A 19,891-nucleotide genomic window follows, 5' to 3' on the forward strand; every position below is an offset into this window, starting at 1 on the left:
CTGTTTTGATAAAGATCACCGGATATACAATTAAGGAGGAACCGAAATGAAAAAACTGCTGTCATTGATCCTCGCATTCACGCTCTGCCTCTCCGTCTTCACGGTAACGGGGCTGATCGCGTCCGCAGACGATGAGTTTGACAATCTGATCAACGCGACCGGCGGCGATCTGACCTTCGTCAACGACGCGGAGAACCCGTGGGTGCAGGACACCATATCCATAGGCAAGTACGGGGTGTCCGCCGGCAACACCGGCATGGATTCCTCATCCTCCTCCGTCACCGCGACGATAAACTTCGCGGAGACGCAGGGGATATTCTTCACCTGGAAGGTCTCCTCGCAGCAGAAGTGGGACTACCTCGCATTCAGCGTTGACGGCGTCGAAAAGGCGCGTATCAGCGGCGTCGTAGGACCGGAACAGCGCGTTTTCGCGGTGGAGCCCGGCGAGCACGTCGTCGCCTGGACCTACGTCAAAGACGAGGCATATTCGCTCTATGACGATCGCGGTTATATCGACGAAGTATACGTCGGCACTTACAGCGCTTCCGCCGAGAACATAGACGCTCTGCTGAACGACGGCGGCGATCTCTCGTTCGAGAACGACGCCTCCGATCCGTGGACTCCCGAAACGGTCTCCGGCGCGTCCGCCGCCAGAAGCGGCAACGCCGGCAAGAGCGCGTCCGAATCCGCGGTCACGCTGAACACTTCGCTCGAAGCGGGCAAATCGCTCGCCTTCAACTGGGGCGTAAGCAGCGAAAAGGATCACGACCTGCTCATATTCGAGGTCAACGGCGTTGAGGTCGCCTCCATATCCGGCGAAGTCGCCTACCCGACGGCGTATTCCTACACCGCCGACGAGACGGGCGACTACACCTTCCGCTGGATCTACCGCAAGGATACGCTGAACAGCTTCGGCTCCGACTGCGGCAGACTCGGCAGCGTGCGCGTCGTCGACTACGCCGCGGTGACCGGCATCGTGACGGTCAAGAACACTACCGTCGCCGTCGGCAAGACGCTCAAATTGACCTATGCGATGCGTCCGTCGAACGCCACGAACCGCGCCGTCACGTGGACGAGCGACAACGAATCCGTCGCCGCCGTGAGCGCCGACGGCATTGTGACCGGAGTCTCCTCCGGAACGGCTGACATAACCGTGACGACGGACGAAGGCGGCTTCACGTCCGTCTGCACCGTAACGGTAACGCCCTTCGGCGGCGATTACACATACTACGTCGACGCCGACGCGGGCAACGACCGCAACAACGGCAGATCCGCGACCTCGGCGTTCCGCACGCTGAGCAAGGCGTACAGCACGATATATACCAACGTCGGCTCCGGCGCGAGCGTGAAGCTGGTGCTTACCGGCGCGTTCACCGTCGGCGAAGAGCTGAGAGTATTCGATAAGGACGTCAATATCACCTCCGCCGCCGGCACCGCCTCCGTCAGGAGGGTTGCCGGTTACAGAGGCCCGCTTTTCCGCGTCAGCGCGGCGGGCAGACTGCGCTTCGGCAACACCGAGAGCAGCTCGAGCCGCCTCGTCGCCGGCAATTCCTCCGCCGACGCGCCCTGTATTCTCGTCGACGCGGGCGAGTTTATCCTCTATCCGAACGCCGAGATCAGCGGGAACGTCAGCAGCGTTTCCGGAGCGGGCGTTTACGTCAAGTCCGGCTCCTTCGTGATGGTCGGCGGCAGCGTTTCCGATAACTCCACCTCGCGTTACGGCGGCGGCGTTTACGCCGAGGACGGATCGGTCGTTATCAGCGGCGGTTCCGTCAGCGGCGACTCCGCTGCGATCTACGGCGGCGGCGCTTATATCGCGACCGCGGTCGAGTATTCGATAGACGAAGAGCTCTTCAGCGGCAATACCGCCGAGAGCTTCAACGATATCTGCTACGGCGAGCCTCCGGCGGCTCCGGTCGTTTCCGGCGTCGAGGACGGCGCGGAGTATTCGCTCGGCGAATACCCCGACGGCGTCAGCGCGTCATGGACTTCCGAGGCGGAAGCGACGGCGACGCTGAACGGCGAGCCCTACGAGCAGGGAACTCCGATAACGGAAGAGGGCGGCTACGTGCTGACCGTCACCGACGGCTTCAGCGTTGTCACGGTCGCGTTCACGCTTTATACTCCGGTTCAGGATCCCCTCCGCGCCTACGCCTATATCTCCGACAGCGCGAGCGGCGAGACCGGCTTCGTCGGCTTCGATATCTTCGGCGGCTCGGAGCCCCTGGATTTCGGCGACGTTCAGCATCCGGTCGCGGCGGCGGAATTCGTCGCCGATACGTTCTGCGGATATTCCGAGGACGGATATTTCTTCACTCTGCCGCCGATTCACCCCGACGAGGGATCGCCTTTCCAATACGTTTCCTGGAGCGACGAGCCCGTCATTACTGACTACACCGTGCTCGATATGACATACAGCTACGTCCACCGCACGTTTATCGTGCTTCTTGCGGACGATGATAACGCCCGCTTCGTCGCGACCGTCGATCCGGAAACCGGCGAACCCTACGGCATTATCCCGATCCTCGTCGAGGAGGGCGACGCGCCCATGCTCATGACTGTCGCCGCCGATATGAACGGCGCGTTCTACGCTATCGGCGCGGGCGACGAAGCCGCGCTCTGGACGGTCACCGGCGAGCGCGAAGACGGAGCGGTCGTCGGCAAGCTCTTCGACCTCGGGGTCGAGGCGTACTACCTGCAGTCGATGACCTTCGACAGAAGCACCGGCCGCCTCTACTGGGCGCAGTGCGGCAGAGAGACCGGCGGCGTTTATGAGATAGACCTTGAGAACGAGGCGTGCAATTTCATCGGCGCGCCCGTCGGCGCCGACGCCGAGCTGACCGCCTTCGTCATCCCCTACAGCGTGGATACCGAAACGGAGCACGTATCGGAGGACGGCCGCTTCATCTACAAGCTGCTGCCCGCGGGCGGCGCGGAGATCGCCGGCTACGTCTTCAAGAACGACGCCGGCGAGCCGAACTTTGAGAAGTTCGACGACGATACCTTCCTCGTGGAGGTTCCCGGCGAGATCGACGGCTATACCGTGCTTTCGATAGGCAAATACGCCTTCCGCGACCGCTCGGTCGGCGAAGACCCCGACACGTATATGCAGATAGGCAGGGCGGTCCTGCCGGAGAGCGTTGAGACCGTCGGCTACGGCGCCTTCCGCGGCTGCGTCAGCCTGAAGGAGATCGAGTTCGGCGGGCAGGAGCGCGAGATAGGCGACTACGCCTTCTACCAGTGCAGCTCGCTGACGGACGTCAATATCCCGTGGCCGACCGAAACCATCGGCTACGGAGCGTTCTCGGAGTGCGCCGGACTTGAGAAGGTCACCGTCAGCGGCCAGACCGAAAACTTCGGCGATTACGTCTTCTATAACGTTTCCGGGAACTTCGAGCTGTGGGGACACTGGCCGTCCGCGGCCTACGATTACGCGCAGGCGAACGGCCTGACCTTCCGCGACCTCGATCCTTACGAAGCGCCGGTCGTTTCCGGCGTTGAGGAGGGCGGCAGATACGCGCTTTCCGAACTGCCCGAGGGCGTCGCGATCACCTGGACCGCGATGCGCGTCGAGTCCGTCGCGCTGGACGGCGAGGCGTACGAGGAGGGAACTCCGATAACCGCGCTCGGCGACCACGTCTTCACGATCACCGACGGCAGAACGGAGGTCACCGTAACCTTCACCGTCGTCGAGACGGCGTATATGAAGGGCGACTTCGACTTTGACGGCGAGATCAGCGTCAACGACGCGCTGCGCGCGCTCCGCATCGCCGCGAGGCTCGCGGAGGAAACTCCCGAAGCAATCGCCATCGGCGACGTCGACGGCGACGGCGAGATCAGCGTCAACGACGCGCTGATGATCCTGCGCGTCGCGGCGAAGCTGGCCGACCAGAGCAGTCTGGGATAACGTAAAAGCGGGTCTTTTCGGCCCTTTTCGGCTTGTCGTCCTCGGCAGGCAAACAAGAGCAGCCCGGGATAACGCGCCGATAAGTTCAAATCGCGGAGCGATTTGCTCCTCAATTATTCATTATTAAGTATTAAGTTTTCAGTATTCATTACGCACCGCGCATCTGCGCGGTGCGCTTATCCGGGTGTAGCCCAGTTGGTAGGGCGCCGGCTTTGGGAGCCGGAAGCCGGGAGTTCGAGTCTCCCCACTCGGACCATGCAAAAGGCGCTTGCGAAGGCAGGCGCCTTTTGCAATGATATCCGTTCCCCGCGGAACGGATGATATACGCTTGCGCGGATGATATACGCCTGCGCGGATGATATACGCCTGCGGCGTATTAAGAAACGGATATCATATCATATCCGCCCAGAGGGGAGGGCGTTTTTTCACCGGCCTTGAAGCGGTTGAAAAAACCGTCCGGATTCAACTAATTATTGACACGTTCGGCGGCGCGTGTTATAATAAGATGCTATAATATAGAATCGGAACGAATATACCGGAAGCCGTTCCGGACGGAGCGACCGCGGAGAGGAAACTCCCGAAAAGGCGGCCGTAAGGGCGGCTCTGAAATACAGACGTGTGACCGGCGGCTCTTTACGTTGCGGTAAAAGGCGGTGAAAAGTTATGAAGAGAATGGGAATAATCATAATAAACGTACTCATTATGGTCGCTATTCTGCTTTTTGTTGTCGTTTATACCATATTTGAGAACAGGATCAACCTTCAGAGACAAACCGAGCATTTCGAAAACACCACCGCCGCCATGGAGCGCGTCACCGAGAACTATCTTGAGGGCGAACAGCGCGTCTGCGACGTATGGGCGCGGTACATAAACAGCCGTGAAATGTCCATGGAGGAGGCCGCCGATTATATCCGTATTTCTCACGTGCTGCCGAACGCGTCCGCCCATCTGGTTTATCTCGACAGTAAAAAGGGCGTATCGACGCGTCCCCATCCGGGCACCGGCGAGTACGAAGTGTCTTATAAGAACATGGAATTCCTGAACGACACGGCGTGGATATCGGATATCGGCGACTCCATCAATATCTCCCGCGCCTATACCAACCCGATGAACGGCGAACAGTCTCTCGCCTTCTGCAACAGGATCACCCTCCGCGGCTCCGGAGACGGCGCCGCTGAAGAGGCCGTTCTGCTCCGCGTGCTGCCCATATCCGAGCTGGAGCAGAAGTGGATATTCCCGCAGGAGGAGTTCGAGAACGCGGAGATCACCCTGATAGATTTCGACGGCGACTATCTCATAAAAAGCAAGACGTTCAAAAACTCGAACTTTTTCGAGTTCTATAAGTCGTATAACCCGTCGGATCCGGCGCTTCTCGAGAGCCTTCACTCCGAAATGACCTCCTCCACGGGCTCGGTTACGATACTGAACTCCCGCGGAGAAGAAATGCTGCTCGCCTACACTCCGATCGCCGAGTCGGTCGAGTGGACGCTGCTCAGTATCATCCCGAAGACGGATCTGAAAGTAAACACGCAGAACTGGATCCTGATCGGCGTTATTTCCGCCGGTCTGCTGGTGCTGTTCGTCATAGACATGCTCTTCGTCCGGCAATTCAACAAAAAGCTGCGGAAAGCGGCGATGGAGGCGGAGTCCGCCAACAAAGCGAAGACCGATTTCCTTTCCACCATGTCGCACGACATCCGCACTCCGATGAACGCCATCATCGGTCTGACGACGATCGCGCAGAAGAACCTCGGCGATCCCGAGGCGACGGGAGAAAGCCTCCGCAAGATCGGCCTTGCCGGCAACCACCTGCTGACGCTGATAAACGATATCCTGGATATATCCAAGGTCGAGAGCGGAAAGCTGAATCTGTCGCCCGTGACGTTCTCCATAGTCGAAACGGTCGAGAATCTCGTCAACCTGTCTCAGCCGATGGTCAAAGAGAAGAATATAGATTTCAACTTCCGCGTCAACCGCATGGAAAAGGAATATCTTTACGCCGATCAGCTCAGGCTGAATCAGATCTATATCAATATCCTTTCCAACGCCGTCAAATACACCGAGCCGGGCGGCAGCGTCAGCGTGGATATGAAGGAAGAGGAAAGCCCCGCCGACGGCTGCGTCAGACTGACGTATCGGGTTTCCGATACCGGAATCGGTATGACTCCGGAGTTTATGGAAAGAATGTTCCAGCCGTTTTCACGCCAGACTGACAGCCGCGTGAACAGCATTCAGGGCACCGGACTCGGCCTTGCGATCACGAAGAGGATGGTCGATCTGATGGGCGGAACGATCGAGTGCCAAAGCGAGCCCGGCAAGGGAACGACCTTTAACGTCGTCATAGACATTCCCGTATCCGACAGACAGAGAGAGGATATGCGGCTCGATCCGATCGACGTTCTGGTCGTCGACGACGACGAAGTGCTCCTCAAGACGGCCGAGGATACGCTCGAATCCATGGGCGCGAAGGTCGAATGCGCGAAGAGCGGCGCGGAGGCGCTCGGTATGATTTCCGTGCGCCGCGGCGAGGGACGGAGCTTCGACGTTATCATACTCGACTGGAAGATGCCGGATATGAACGGGATCGAAACGGTGCGCCGGATCCGGTCGGAGATAGACGAGAACGTCCCCGTTCTGCTCATATCCGCCTACGACACATCCGAAGTCGAAGAAGAGGCGAAGAAGGCGGGAGCCAACGGCTTCGTCAGCAAGCCGCTTTTCCGCTCCACGCTTTATGACAAGATAAGCCAGCTGCTCGGAAAAGAAATCAAATCCGCCGAGCCGGAGGACGATTATTCCGATCTTGACGGAGTGCACGTCCTCGTGGCGGAGGATAACGATATCAACTGGGAGATCATAAACGCGATGCTCGGCATGTTCGGCGTGACCGCGGAGCGCGCCGAGAACGGCCGCGTCTGCGTCGATAAGATGAAAGAGGCCGAGGAAGGGCGCTACACGCTGATATTCATGGACGTGCAGATGCCTGAAATGAACGGCCTCGACGCCACGAAAGAGATCCGCAAACTGGAGAAGCCGTGGGCGGCGTCGATCCCGATAATCGCGATGACGGCCGACGCTTTCTCCGAAAACGTCACCGAGTGCCTTAACGCGGGCATGAACGGACATATCGCCAAGCCCGTGGACGTCAAGCTTGTTATCAAGGAAATCCGTAAGATAAAAGAAAGGGAGAACTGAAAATGAAAAAAATCTTCAGCATCATTCTGGCGGCGCTGATGATCCTCGGCTCGGCCGCCTGCAGCTCCGCGAATCAGCCGGAGGAGCAGAAAGGCTTTGAACCCGGGCTGGACGCCGCCACCGCGTGTAAGATCAGCGTAGTGGGAACTTACAGCAACTTCGAGGCGCTCGAAGCGGAATTCGACCGCTTCAACGAGTTTTACCCGAACGTTGAACTGAGCTACACGAAGATCGACGACTACAACAATTCGATCGCCACCGTCCTTGACGGAAACGACGCGCCGAACATCTTCTTTTCATTCAGCTGGATGACCGGCAACGCCGCTTACGACGGGGTTTTCGCGCATATGGAAAACCTTGCCGACGAAGCTCTCGGGCTCGATCTGAACTGCATCCGTCCCGGCCTTATCGCCCGCGACGCGCAGGGAGCTGTTCTGATGGTCCCGGTCTTCTCGACGTCCTACGGGATGCTGATCAACAACGATCTGTTTGAAAAAGAGGGGCTCAAGGTTCCCGCGACCTTGCAGGAGCTTTTCGACGTCTGCGCCGCGTTCCGCGAAAAAGGATACGCCAGCCCGATGATGGGATACAGCGTGAAGTCATCCGGCTGCCTGATGAATACGGTCGTTTACCCGCTTTTCGCGGCAACTCTCGCCGAGCATCCGGAGATGGTAGCTCCCGCAAATAAATGCGATCCCGCGGCGGGTGAATATATGCGCCCGGCTCTCGAGGTGCTCTCTCAGCTGATCGATAAGGGATGCGTCAATCTGGAAGAATGCGACAAGATCGCCGATAACTATACCGAAGTTATCCTGCGCTTCTTCGAGGGTGACGTTCCGATGATGATCTGCACGGGCGATACGGTATCCGGCACGGGCAAACGTGAAAGCCAGTCCGAAGCATTTACCGCGCATCCGTTCACCTATACCTTTGCTCCGATCCCGACGACCGACAAGGGCGGGTATTTCCTTGACAGTCCTTCCGTTCAGTTTTCTGTCAACAGTTCCTGCGAGAATCTGGATATGACGAACGAGTTTATGCGCTTCCTCATTTCAAAGACCGAGCTGAATCAGATGGCGTCCGTAAAGCGTCTGATCACGCCGTCGACGGACCTTTCTTTCGATAAGGTCTACGCTCCCGTCGGCGAGGTCGAATCCGACCTTATCATCTCTCCGACCGAGCTCGGGATCGAGGATACGCTCGCCGTTCAGATCCGCCTCGCCTCCTTCAAGGTCGCGAAGGGAGAGCTGACGATCGACGAAGCGGCGGCGAAATACGGCAGCCTTGAATAAGCGGCAGACCGCGCGTTTCGGGTTTATCCGCGTCCGCGGATGACCGCCGTTCGGACTTATAAAGCAAAACCTCTTTCGCTCACCATGGTGAGCGAAAGAGGTTTTTTATTGCCAACGCCGCCGATATATGCTATAATCCTTTTATCGGCCGCGAAAAGAGCGCGAAGCGGGTCACGCAAAAGGCCCCGCCGCTCTGATAAGGAGAAAATATGGATAATCGGAACGACGTCGCCGCGCTCGCGGCGAACAGAGAAAAAACGATAGTCAGAACGAGCGTAATCGGTATCGCGGCGAACGTGATACTCGTTGCGTTCAAGGCGTTCGTCGGGATAGTGTCGAACTCGATCGCGGTCATCCTCGACGCGGTCAACAACCTTTCCGACGCGCTTTCCTCCGTAGTTACGATAATCGGGGCGAAGCTCGGCGCGAAGCAGCCGGACAAAAAGCATCCGCTCGGCTACGGCAGGATCGAATACCTCAGCTCGATGATAGTCGCCGCGCTCGTGCTCTACGCGGGCATAACGTCGCTCGTCGAGTCGGTAAAGAAGATCATAACTCCCGAGCCGGCGGATTACGGCGCGGTCTCGCTGATCATAATTTCGGTCGCGATCGTCGTCAAGCTGCTGCTCGGACTCTACGTCAGGCGGCAGGGCAAGAAGGTCAACTCCGGCGCGCTCGTCGCCTCCGGCTCGGACGCGCTCTTCGACGCCGTCCTTTCCGCGTCGGTGCTCGCGTCGGCGGCGGTGTTCCTTATCTGGGGCGTTTCGCTCGAAGCCTACGTCGGCGTTCTGATCGCGCTCTTTATCATCAAGGCCGGCGTTGAAATGATGATCGAGACCGTCAACGACGTCATCGGCAAGCGCGAGGACGCGGAGACCAGCCGCGAGCTGAAACGCGTCGTCTGCGAGGAGGAAGCGGTGCTCGGCGCCTACGACGTGACGCTTTTCAACTACGGGCCGAACAGGAATTACGGCTCGGTGCATATCGAGCTGCCCGATAACCTGACCGTCGACGAGGTCGACAGGATAACGCGCAGGATACAGTCCGACGTCTACCGCCGGACGGGAGTCATTCTGACCGGCGTCGGAGTCTATTCCTTCAACACCTCCGACGACGAGGCGGCGCGGATGCGCAACGCGGTGCAGAAGGCGGTCATGTCGCACGACTGGGCGCTGCAGATGCACGGCTTCTACGCCGATACGGAGAAGAAGACGCTGCGCTTCGACGTCGTCGTCTCCTTCGACGTCGACCGCGCGGAGGCGGTAAAGACGCTTTACGGCGAGGTCTCCGCGGCGTATCCGGACTACGATATCCTGATCGTGCCGGACGCCGACGTCGCGGACTGAGGCTGAAACGTGTCCGGAGCCGCGCCCGGGCGCGATCGCCGGAATTGTTACATAATATATATATTATATTTATATAAAAAAACGCCCGCACGCTGTGCGGGCGTTTTTCTGCTTTGCGTTAAAGACTAATCGACGTAGTCCGGAATTACGCGGGCGTTGGTGTAGATGAGGTAGTTTTCCGCCTGCGAGACGAGCAGTACGTCGGAGGGATCCGACTTCTTGAAGAGCTCGACGTTGAGCCTGATCTTGTAGTTGGAGTAGGTCAGGCCCGCCGCCTCGAACGCCGCGCCGGTGTAGATCTTGAAGTCGAAGGGCAGCTCGAGGCTCGTCGGGAGCGCGCTCGAGCCGGTGACGACGCCGCGCGGGAGGACGAAGGTGTATTCGTATTCGTTCGTTTTGTTTTCCGAATAGTCCGCGACGCCCGCGTCGTAGCCCTTGGCGGCGACGCTGCTCATATAGGTCCGGAAGCTGCGGCCGGCGGTATAGCCGTCCTCCTTCGAATAGAGGCGGAGCGTGCAGCGGATCATATCGTAGTTTTCCGCCTTCTCCTCGATATCGGAAATGTCGTAGACGCCGAGCGTGGAGATCTGCACCTCGGTCAGCGCGTTATCGTCAAGCGGGTTGATGCCGAGCGGCCCGTAGTCGCCGACGAAGACGTCGCTCCTGACGTTGTAATGCAGTCTGGCGGTGCGGTTGTCGATCTTGCAGTAGTAGGAGTGGTTCGCGGAGTCGTTCGCGCCCGCGGCGATCTTGCTGTATGACGTGCCTTCGCGGTAGAACGCGACGTTCGACGTGCAGGAGGCGGTCGTTCCTATGCTGACGTTCGTTTCGTCCTCTCTGTTCGGGAACTGCTCGGAGATCGCGACGTCGTTATCCCATTCGAAGGTGACGGAGGCGTTTATGACGGCGCCGTTGCCGGCGACGAGGTATTCGTTGATATGGCGGTTGACGTTCGCGCTGCGTATCTCGGCGTAGGTGGCGTTGTTCACTTCGTTGACGGTGAACTCGTTAGCGGTGGATGCGACCGCGCCGTTGACGGAGCCGATAACGTAGGTTCCGCTCGTATTCGGGTTGCCGGTTATGATCCTGCGCGACGAGCCGTCGTTTTCGTTGCGCGTCAGATAAAGCATGAAGCTGTGGAAGACGTTTATGTTGGAGTTGCCGCCGAGGTAGGCCTGGACCTCGCTCTTCAGCGCGGAGTCGAGACTGACGGTCGTTTCCATCTCCGCGGTCAGCCTGCGGTTGCCGTTGAGGACGGACATCTCGGTGAAGTTCGGCGAAGTCGTCAGCGAAACGCCGCTCTGCACGAAGATGTTGCCGAGGATGAGGTGGACGTTGCCGCCGCCGTCTCCCTGCAGCTTGGCGGCGTCCGCGATACGGGACGGGCTCGAGGCGACGCCGAAGGTCGCCGGCGCACTTATCGTGTAGTGATAGACGACGTTGCTCGAGGTCGAATCGGTGAAGAAGGAGACGTAATACGGCTCCGACATATCGACCTGATCTTCGGAGGAAGCGCCCTGCGGGAGGTCGGCGGAGAGCGTTACGTGCTGCGCGTCGTGATCGGCGGCGTCCGCTTCGTTGGCGACGCGGAACAGATGCTCCGCGCCGTTGTAGGTCGCTCTGACGGTCGCGAGGTTCGGGGCGGAGTCGCAGAGTATCAGCGTGCCGTTCGGGTCGTCGGCAGCCGTGAAGCTCAGACCGGGGAAGTCGTTGAAATCGCACGGGGTGAAGGCCGCGCTCGTGTTATCGTCGAGCGTTTCTCTGAAGTTCGCCAGCGAGAGTATGCCGGTGCCGGCGTTGTAGACCTCTCTGAAACGCGCGTAATACGGCTTGCCGCCGTTCGTCGCGTCGTTGAGCACGAGGATGGTATCGCCCGGCAGATCGGGGATGCTGCTCGACTTCGTGAGGGTGAGCGTCTTGGGGTAGTTCCAGAGCATATTGTCGCCGTTGTTTGCGGCGGCGGTCCATTCGTCGTAGCTGCGGATGTAGTTGTATTTGAAGAATATACTCGCCGGCGTGCCGAGGTTCTCCATCAGCGGCTTGCCGAAGCGGTCGTTGACGGTGTACCACGCGCGTTCGTAGTTGGTGCCGGTGCCGGTGGCTATGTCGAAGTCGAAGGTCAGCATCTTCTTGACGAGCGCGGGGATATAGAGGTGGTAGGCGATCTTGGAGGTGTCCGCGGGATCGCAGAAGCCGACGTCGATGAGGGTGAACATATGGCCCGCGGTGTCGACGTTGTTGATATCCATCGCGAACTGACCGGTGCCCGTGTTGCGCTGGAGGTTCGCGGCGCCGGAGGGAACGAAGCCGCCCGCGCCTTCGTCATAGACCATCTTGTAAAGGTTGATCTTGTAAATGCTGTTGTTGTTGACGGCGTAGTTGTAGTTGGTATTCGCGAGCATGTTGATATAGGAGTTTACCGTGTTCGTCGTGTTGATGCGGCTTATGTCGTCGATTATCAAAACGGCGAAGTCGTCGGCCAGCGAGGCGTTCTGCTCGGCGTTGTAGGTGGAGAGCTTCGCGGTGTTGAACTGCGTCTTGTAGAGGTCGCTCGCGTATTTATAGCGCCTGTCGCCGGCGATGATCTCCTGTATCGGCAGCCCCGCTACGGTGTCGGAAACGCCGTCGCCCGTCAGCGCGAGATTCGCGCCGCCGACGTTGTGCATCGGGTTGACGGTGACGAAGGGATAGGTCGCGGCGTAATCTGTCGAGGCGTTGTAGCGAGAGGAATCGCTTTCGTTGCGCGAAGCCGGGATGCAGTCGCCGTCGAAGTCCGCCATCACGACGTAGCCGTTTGTGCCGAAGATGCCGATACCGGAGCCGCTGTTGTTGATGCCGACCACGTTGATCGTCGCGGAGGTACCACCCTGGATGGAAACACCTGCGAATTTGACCGTTTGCTTGGTATTTGTGCCGATGAGCATGCCGGGGGTTTTGTTGCCGCCGTTGTTGACGACGCTGACTCCGTCGAGCAGGATATTGTGCCCGCAGACCTTGCCGTTCGCGTTGCCGTTGAGCGCGCCGAACATTCCGCCTACGCCTATCAACGCGGGGGAGTTGTCCGCGGTGTAAGTCGCACAGCGTGAGACGGTGCAATCGACTATTTTACTGTCTGTGAGATTGAAATAGGAATTTGCGTTGTTGTTTACGGTGAAGGTGCCGATAAGCCCGCCGGCGCTCGCTTTCTCCGAGTTATAGGAGGAAACGATGCTGTAATTCTCGACGTTCACCGAGGTCAGCTTGAGGCGCATGTCGCCGCCGAATACGTAGCCGATAAGTCCGCCGACCATATTCGTGGCGTCGATGGTTTTATTATTGCCGTCTATCGTGACGTCGGTTATCGTGCCCTGAACGCTGTTCCTCGTGACGCCGATCAGTCCGCCGCAGGTGCTGCCGCTGATCTCGAGGCCCTCGACGGAGGAATTTGAAAAGTCGACCTTTGAGTTTTCAAGACGGCCGAAAAATCCGCCGAGCAGTATCTTATAGCGCATGTCGCTGGGACGCCTCATGCGTTTTGTCGCCGTTAAGGAGCCGCCGCTGACTGTTACGTACTGAACAGTGGCGGTTTTGCCGGTTCCGGTGCAGGCGTATCCGACGAGGCCACCGCCACAGTGGTGCATCTGTTCGAAATCGGCGAAGTCGATCTTCGCGGTACTGGGCTCACCCTTGACCTGAACGTCCGTCAGACCGATGACGGCGGTCGCGCTCGAGGAGCCCTTTATCGTCAGATCGGCGGAGGCGGCGGTGCTTCCGTTCGCCTGGTTTCCGCCGAAGCCGCCGACGAGACCGCCCGCGGCGAAGCCGCCCTTGACCGTCAGACCGGTTGCCGAAGGCGCATCGGCGACGAGGTTTTTGGATAATAAATAACCGATATATCCGCCGGTATACTTCGGGCCTTCTACGGTCAGTCCGTCAAGCGCGACGTTGCTGTAATAGATCGAGTTGACGGAAGTGCCCGTCACGCCGCCGGTATGCATAATATCGGCAGCTTCGATACGGTCGGCGGCGTCGGGGTAGTAGGCGGTCTGGTTGTTGTAGTTGTGCCAGCCGTAGCCGTATTTGATATTGCCGCCGTTCGAGAGTTTGCGGATATCGTAGAAGACGCTGCCGGTCAGCGTAAGGTTCTTTATCGAGTTCGTGTCGCTGCCGGCGTTGAAGCTGTCGAGATACGCGGCGTTTATCATGCCGAAACCGGCGCCCGCGTAGGGCTTGTAGTTCTCGATTTGCAGGTTTGTCTTGATGTTCTTCTTGTCGCTGATGGTTTTTATGCCGTTTCCGTCTGTAGATATGCCGCTCTCGTGGTTGTATTCCTGATACTTCATATTGAGGTTCACGGTTTTGCCGTTGCCGTTGAACTGCTTGAACTGCAGATAAAGCGCCTTGTCGTTGCTGTAAATGCTGCCGATGCCGCGGAAGCCGGCGGGCATATCGTAGCTGTCGCCCGTCAGGTTTATCGCGGAAACGACGGACTTGTTGGAGGAATTGCCGCAGACGCTTCTCGCGCGGAGCAGCGTTGCGCTGCTGCTCGCAGTGTATTGCCTGATAATATACGGCGTCTTGTTGCGGCCGGCGTAGATATCCTGCGCCGCGACGATATCGTAGTCGCCGCTGCTCGCCGCGCCGGTGCCGACGTCGCTGTAGGCGGCGCATCTTGTCGAGGTGTACTCGCGGTAGCCTATCCACTGTGCGTCCGTGATCGACGCGTAGTCGGTGTTTGAAGAGCCGTAGGACGCGCTGCCCGCGCCGCTGTTGACGACGCAGGAGAGGATATAGAACGCCTGAGCGTCCGGAATATTGACGGTGTAGGCGTCGCGTCCGGTCGCGTTGACCTCCAGCTTCGCGGAGCTCGAGGGAACGAGGTCCGGTATGCCGTAGTTCTTCGTGCCGTTGTTGACCGTCGCGGAGTTCGCCGCGTAGGACGAAGCCTCGTTGAAGGCGTAGCCGGCGATGACTCTGCCGATTATCGGGTTGACGTAGAGCCAGCCGTCGTCCGCGACCTGCGGGCAGACGTCGGAGGTCAGTCCGGAGGCGGCGGCCATATTGCGGAAGATCACGCCGCCGTTGAGGACTACGCCGATATAGCCGCCGACGGGCATCAGACGGTTGCAGTCCGGATTCGAGTTCGCGACCGGGAAGCTCGCCTGCGTATCCGCTTCGCCCTCGTGCTCGACGGTGAAGTATACGCGGACGTTGTCGATGACGTTGTCTCCGCCCATTACCTGGCCGATGACCGCGCCGTAGGAGGCGCAGGCGGCGTTGTCGTATCTGAAGGGGAGGACGGAGTTCTGGCTTATGCCTATCGCGGAGTCGGTCCTCACGGTGACGTTTTTGACGACGCAGCCGTTGGCGGACTTGATGAGCGGGTTGTTGGACTTGTTGATTATCGTGCCGCCGACGATGACGCCGCGGAAGGCGTACTGACAGTTGAAGCCGCTCGTGGCCGTCCAGTCGGCGAGGCCGCCGCCGAAGCCGACGAAGTCGGCGGGAAGCTCGATTTCGGAGGCGATGCTGTAATACGCGCCTGCGAGATAGGCGCGGACGTTCGCGAGCGACTTGGTGTCGCCCGCGTCGGAATCGTTGACGAAGCTGCCGCCGGAGTAGGTGTAGGTCGCGTGGGTGTTCTTGTTGTCGCACCACATATCGAGGGTGTTGGAGCCGACGTTGGTGGGCAGCGCGATATTGACGCCGTCGATCGGGCTGCCGCTGATGATCTTCGCGGCGGTCGCGAGCATCGCGCCGTTGGTGATGATATAAGGATCGTTATACTGGCCGCAGCCGGTGGTAAGGCTCTCGTTCTTGACGTTGACCTTTATCTCATGGTAGCCGTTCGCCGCGTCGTACGCGTGGTTGACGTACGGCAGGAAGCCGGAGGAGAAGTTATACGCGCTCGCGCCCGAGCTGTCCGTCGGGTGGGTGTAGCGGTTGGGATCGTTGTAGTAGTGATCCTCGAGGCCGGCGTATTCGACGGAGTCCTTGACCTCCTTGCCGTATGTGACGCGGCGGCGGTTGGAGGTCCAGTCCTCGTCGTAAGTGTAGTTGTATTCGCCGAGGCTTCCGTTAAGGAAGCGGAAGGATTCAAGGAAGGTCGCGCGGTCGAAGATGGAGCGGTCGGTGCCGTAGGCGGTATTCAGACCGCTCATGCCGCCCGTCGCGGTGCGCGCGTCGAGCTTGATATCCGAGAAGGTCAGGTTGATGTTCGTCGCCGTGTCGTAGCCGACGTTGCCGATGAGGGAGGAGGCGACGGCCGCCGTGCCCGTCGAGGGGTAGACGTCCGCGCCGGAGCCGCCGGTCGCGAGACCGGTAATATCGAGCTTGACGTTCTTGCCGACGTTGTTTATCAGCAGCGGCGAATAGGCGCCGGAGGTCCTGTTCGAGATCTCCGCGCCCGCGAGGGTGATATTCTTCAGATTCGCGCGCAGCGTCTTGGTCGTGTCGCCGAGCGTCCTGCGGACGAGGAAGCCGGAGTCGCCTTCGTCGAGCGAAACGTTGCCTTCGAGCGTCAGTACGTTGACGGTGAGCGAGGCGTCGTCGAAGGCGTTGGAGCAGTTGAGGAAGAGCCCCTGATGCATGAGGTAGTGCTGCGTTTTCTCGACGTCGGCGCGGGTGGAACGCGCATGGCCGTCGCTGTCGCCGGAGCCGCCTTCGCCGTCTTCGATCTCCTGATTATAGAACTTGACCGTGGCGTTCTGAATGGTTACGCCGGAGACGTCCACGTGGTAGTAGGAGAGTCCGGCCATATCGCAGTTGCCGGATATCCTGTTGTTATAGGCGTTGTTGAAGAAGCCGCCGTTGGCGGATTTGTTTATCGAGCTGTGCGCGTACCTGTTGAGGCTCCAGAGGAGGAGCTTTTCCGCGTCGCTCTTCGAGCTCTTGTTTCTGATAAGGTCGAGGTTGTAGTAGTAGCGCGTTTTATCGTTGACCTTGCGGGTGTTTTTCCCGTAGGCCGTCTGATTCTGGTAGGTGTTGCAGCCGGCGCCGTCCGTGACGAGCGGAGCGCCGCCCGCGGTGCGGATGGAAACCACGCCGTTGCCGTTGCCGTCGATGCGGTTGTCGCCGACGACGGTGTTGCGCACGACCTCGTCGAAGGAGTTGAACGTGCCGGAGAAGGCCGTGTTCGCGACGTCGTAGCCGTCGCTGACGAGGTCGAGATATATCGCGGAGGAGGTGCCGTTGGTGCCGTCGTTGACTATGAAGCCGAAGGTGCAGGGATCGACGGCGTTAAGCGTAAGCGCGTTGACGTCGACGTGGTTGACCGTCCAGTGTCCCGTGGCTCTGCCGACGAGCGCGCCGCCGGCGGGAACGATTGAGCCGTCCTTTTTCCAGGTCACCGACGGGCCCGAGGAGCCGCTGCCGATGATGACGCCGTCGGTTCCGCCGTCGGTCCCGATCGTGACGTTGGCGTCGATCCATTCGCAGCCGAGCAGTCCGCCGGCGCACGCCGCGCTGTCGCGGACGCGTGTGCTTATGCTCGCCGCGTCGCTGACGGTGACGTTGTTGAGCAGTACGCTGCGGGTGAAGTTGCCGCTGTTCGCGGCTATCGTGCCGATAAGTCCGCCGTAGCGCGTGCACCTGAAGCCGCAGGAGCCGTTCACGCAGTTGTCGAACTTTCCGGCGACGGTCACGTTATCGAAGTCGAAGGTCAGCGCGCTGACCGATGCGACGTGTCCGATCGCGCCGCCGACGTAAGCGTCGACGTTGGAGGAGACGGCGCCGTTCCTGTTGTTCTCAATTATGTCGTTTTCAAAGACGGAGCCGGAGATCACGGCCGTGCCGGCGGCTCCGGTGTCGAACAAGCCGATCGCGCCGCCGCAGTAGAGCTTGGAGCTGTTTGCGGTCTGGCCGAAGAGGTGTATATCCTGTTTCGTATCGACGTTCGTGAGCGTCACGGGGTTGGACGAACCGGAAACCTGCGCCGCGACGCCGCCGACGTTGTACGTCGACGAGGCCTTCGCCGCGAAGAGGGAGATATATCCGTCGACGGTAAGGTCGCTCACCACCGCGTTGCTTACCTTGGCGAAGAGGCCGAGGTATTGGTGGCCGATGACGGTGCCGTAGTTGTTCGCGCCGATATTCGCGGGAGCGGAAAGCGCCGCGCCGCCGCTCATTCCGTAGGGCTCGCCGACGGCGAGGTATACCGTCCGGCCGTTTCCGTTGAAGCTGCCGGTGAAGGCGGCGTTGGAGCCGTTATCGCGCGTCAGCGCGACGATGCCGGTGCCGGAAAGGTCGATATCCGCGGTCAGGGAAAGGTTGCCGCCGAGGATGCTTCCGCTGCGGGAGCCCGAGCTGAATTTCAGCGCGCCCTTGTCCGCGTAGTTGTGCTGGACGTTGAGGGCGGTCTTTATGAAGTCCTTTTTCGAGGCCATGCTCGCGGCGTGTCCCGCGACCGTGACCGTGTGGGCGTTCATATCCACGGTGAAGAAGTCGCTTTCCGCGAGTCCGTTCGCGGAGGAGAGGCGGAGCGCCTCGCCCCAGTCGCCGATATCGTCGACGGTGCCGCTGCCGCGCTTGAAGGTCCAGCCCGCGTCGGAGCCGCTGCCGAGCGCGTAGACGAGGCCGTTGCCGCGGGTGTTCACCAGCTGCGCGGAGGAGTAAGAGGCGCCGGAGAGGTCGGTCGTGCCCGCGATGCGGAGCACGCCTTCGTTGAGCGCGCTTACGAGTCCCGAGCCGACGCTGCCGTCTACGTCGATCGTCCCGCTGACGTCGAGGAAGCTGCCAACTTCGCCGGCGGAGCCGACGATGCCTCCGCTGACGGCGGCGTTCGTCGTCACGCGCGCGTCGCTTATGCTCGCGTAAAGCGGGTACATGCCGAAGGTGCCGATGAGTCCGCCGCTTATGGTGGAGGAACCGCTGTTGGCGAGTATCTTCACCTCAACGTTGTGAACGTCGAGGGTGTTCGTCAGGAGCGTGTTGGAATATCTGCCGATAAGTCCGCCGCGCGTGCCGCCGCCGGTGAATCTGACCTGCTTCGTGAAGGCGTTGTCGGTAAGGACGGCGGACGTTTCGGTTATCGTCACGCTCGTGTCGGAGTCGAGCGTACCGGAAAGCGCGCCGACGTTGCCGGTGCCCGCGATGGTGAAGCCGGAGTCGGTGATTATGCCGTCGAGCTCGAAGGTGCGGACGTCCGCGTTCGCGCCGGAGCCGTTTCCGGCAGTGCTCTTGTAGTATCCGTATACGCCGCCCGCGCCCTCCGAACCGGTGACCGTTTTGGAGAGGGTGACCGTCGCGCCGCCGACGAGTTCGATCTCGGCGTTCAGCGCGGCGCCGACGAGTGCGCCGGCGTATTTCCTGCCCGAGGTTACGTTCGCGACGGAGGTGAAGCTCTCTTCGGCGATGAGCTTCGCGCCGTTCGCCGCCGAGCCGACGACTCCGCCCGCGTAGCCGTTAGCGGAGTTGACGGTGTATTCGTTTGCGGACGCGACCTTGAAGGTCAGCTCCGCGCCCTCGCCGAGCGTGCAGCATATCGTGCCGACGTCGCCCGCGCTCACCGCGTTCGCGGGAGTTCCCGAAGCGGAAACGGAGTCGTGGGTGAAGTCGATCCTGACCTTGCAGTCCGCCGCGACGTCGCCGACGACGCCGGCGAAGGATTCCGCGGTCGCGTTTACCGAGTCGCGGTCGTCCGGCTTGAGGATGATCTTCCAGTCCGCGGCCGAACCCGCGGCGTTCACGACGTGCTGAGCGAAGAGCGCGTTGTCCGAGGAGGCGAGACGCGCTATCTGCAGCTCTCTGGTCGCTCCGGCGGTGTTGACGGTGCTCGCCGCGGTGGTTATATAGCCGAAGAGCGGCACGTCGGATATGAATCCGGCGGTCGCGTTATCGGCAATCTCGACCGTGCCGTTGAAGGGCCTTGAGGATGTGCCTATGGAAACGTAGCCGCTGTCGCCGGACGGAAGCACGAAGACCGTGCCGGCGCTCATGGCGAGCTGTATCGTATCGTCGGGGTTGTGTCCGCCGCGCGCGTATTCGCGCGAATACGCGATGAGGTCGGCGGAGGACGAGATCGCGATCGTCGCCGCGGGCTGCTGCTCAAGGGGCGTGTCGTCTTCCGCGGACACGACGAAAACGCCCGCAAAGTTTGCGAGCACGATGACGCAGGCGCAGAACGCCGCGATCATTTTTCTCAATGCTTTCGTTACTTCGGAAGTCGTCATTTG

Annotated in this window: 5 protein-coding genes and 1 tRNA gene; 5 read left to right on the forward strand and 1 reads right to left on the reverse strand. The window is 60.1% G+C overall.

Annotated elements, in window-relative coordinates; genetic code table 11:
* The first annotated feature begins 46 nt into the window (after window positions 1-46).
* From J5441_01640 to J5441_01660, 5 genes are all read left to right on the forward strand, one after another.
* Window positions 47-3,907, forward strand: coding sequence for a leucine-rich repeat protein (locus J5441_01640; protein MBO4933857.1), 3,861 nt, complete (start codon window positions 47-49; stop codon window positions 3,905-3,907).
* 180 nt (window positions 3,908-4,087) lie between these two features.
* Window positions 4,088-4,163, forward strand: a tRNA-Pro gene (locus J5441_01645).
* 407 nt (window positions 4,164-4,570) lie between these two features.
* Complete coding sequence (locus J5441_01650; protein MBO4933858.1) at window positions 4,571-7,102, forward strand: response regulator; 2,532 nt, start codon at window positions 4,571-4,573, stop codon at window positions 7,100-7,102.
* A 2-nt stretch (window positions 7,103-7,104) separates the two neighbouring features.
* Window positions 7,105-8,394 carry a carbohydrate ABC transporter substrate-binding protein gene (locus tag J5441_01655; protein MBO4933859.1) on the forward strand — a complete coding sequence of 430 codons (1,290 nt, stop codon included), beginning with the start codon at window positions 7,105-7,107 and terminating at the stop codon, window positions 8,392-8,394.
* Window positions 8,395-8,603: 209 nt separating this feature from the next.
* A complete protein-coding gene (locus J5441_01660; GenBank protein MBO4933860.1) occupies window positions 8,604-9,740 on the forward strand; it encodes a cation transporter in 1,137 nt (378 codons plus the stop codon).
* 125 nt (window positions 9,741-9,865) lie between these two features.
* On the opposite strand, the gene J5441_01665 is transcribed toward J5441_01660, so the two are convergent.
* Entirely contained in the window at window positions 9,866-19,888 is a 10,023-nt protein-coding gene (locus tag J5441_01665) for a hypothetical protein (GenBank protein MBO4933861.1), read from the reverse strand.
* Between the last annotated feature and the right edge of the window lie 3 nt (window positions 19,889-19,891).

The organism is Clostridia bacterium, assembly GCA_017620395.1.
GTDB lineage: Bacteria > Bacillota > Clostridia > Oscillospirales > RGIG8002 > RGIG8002.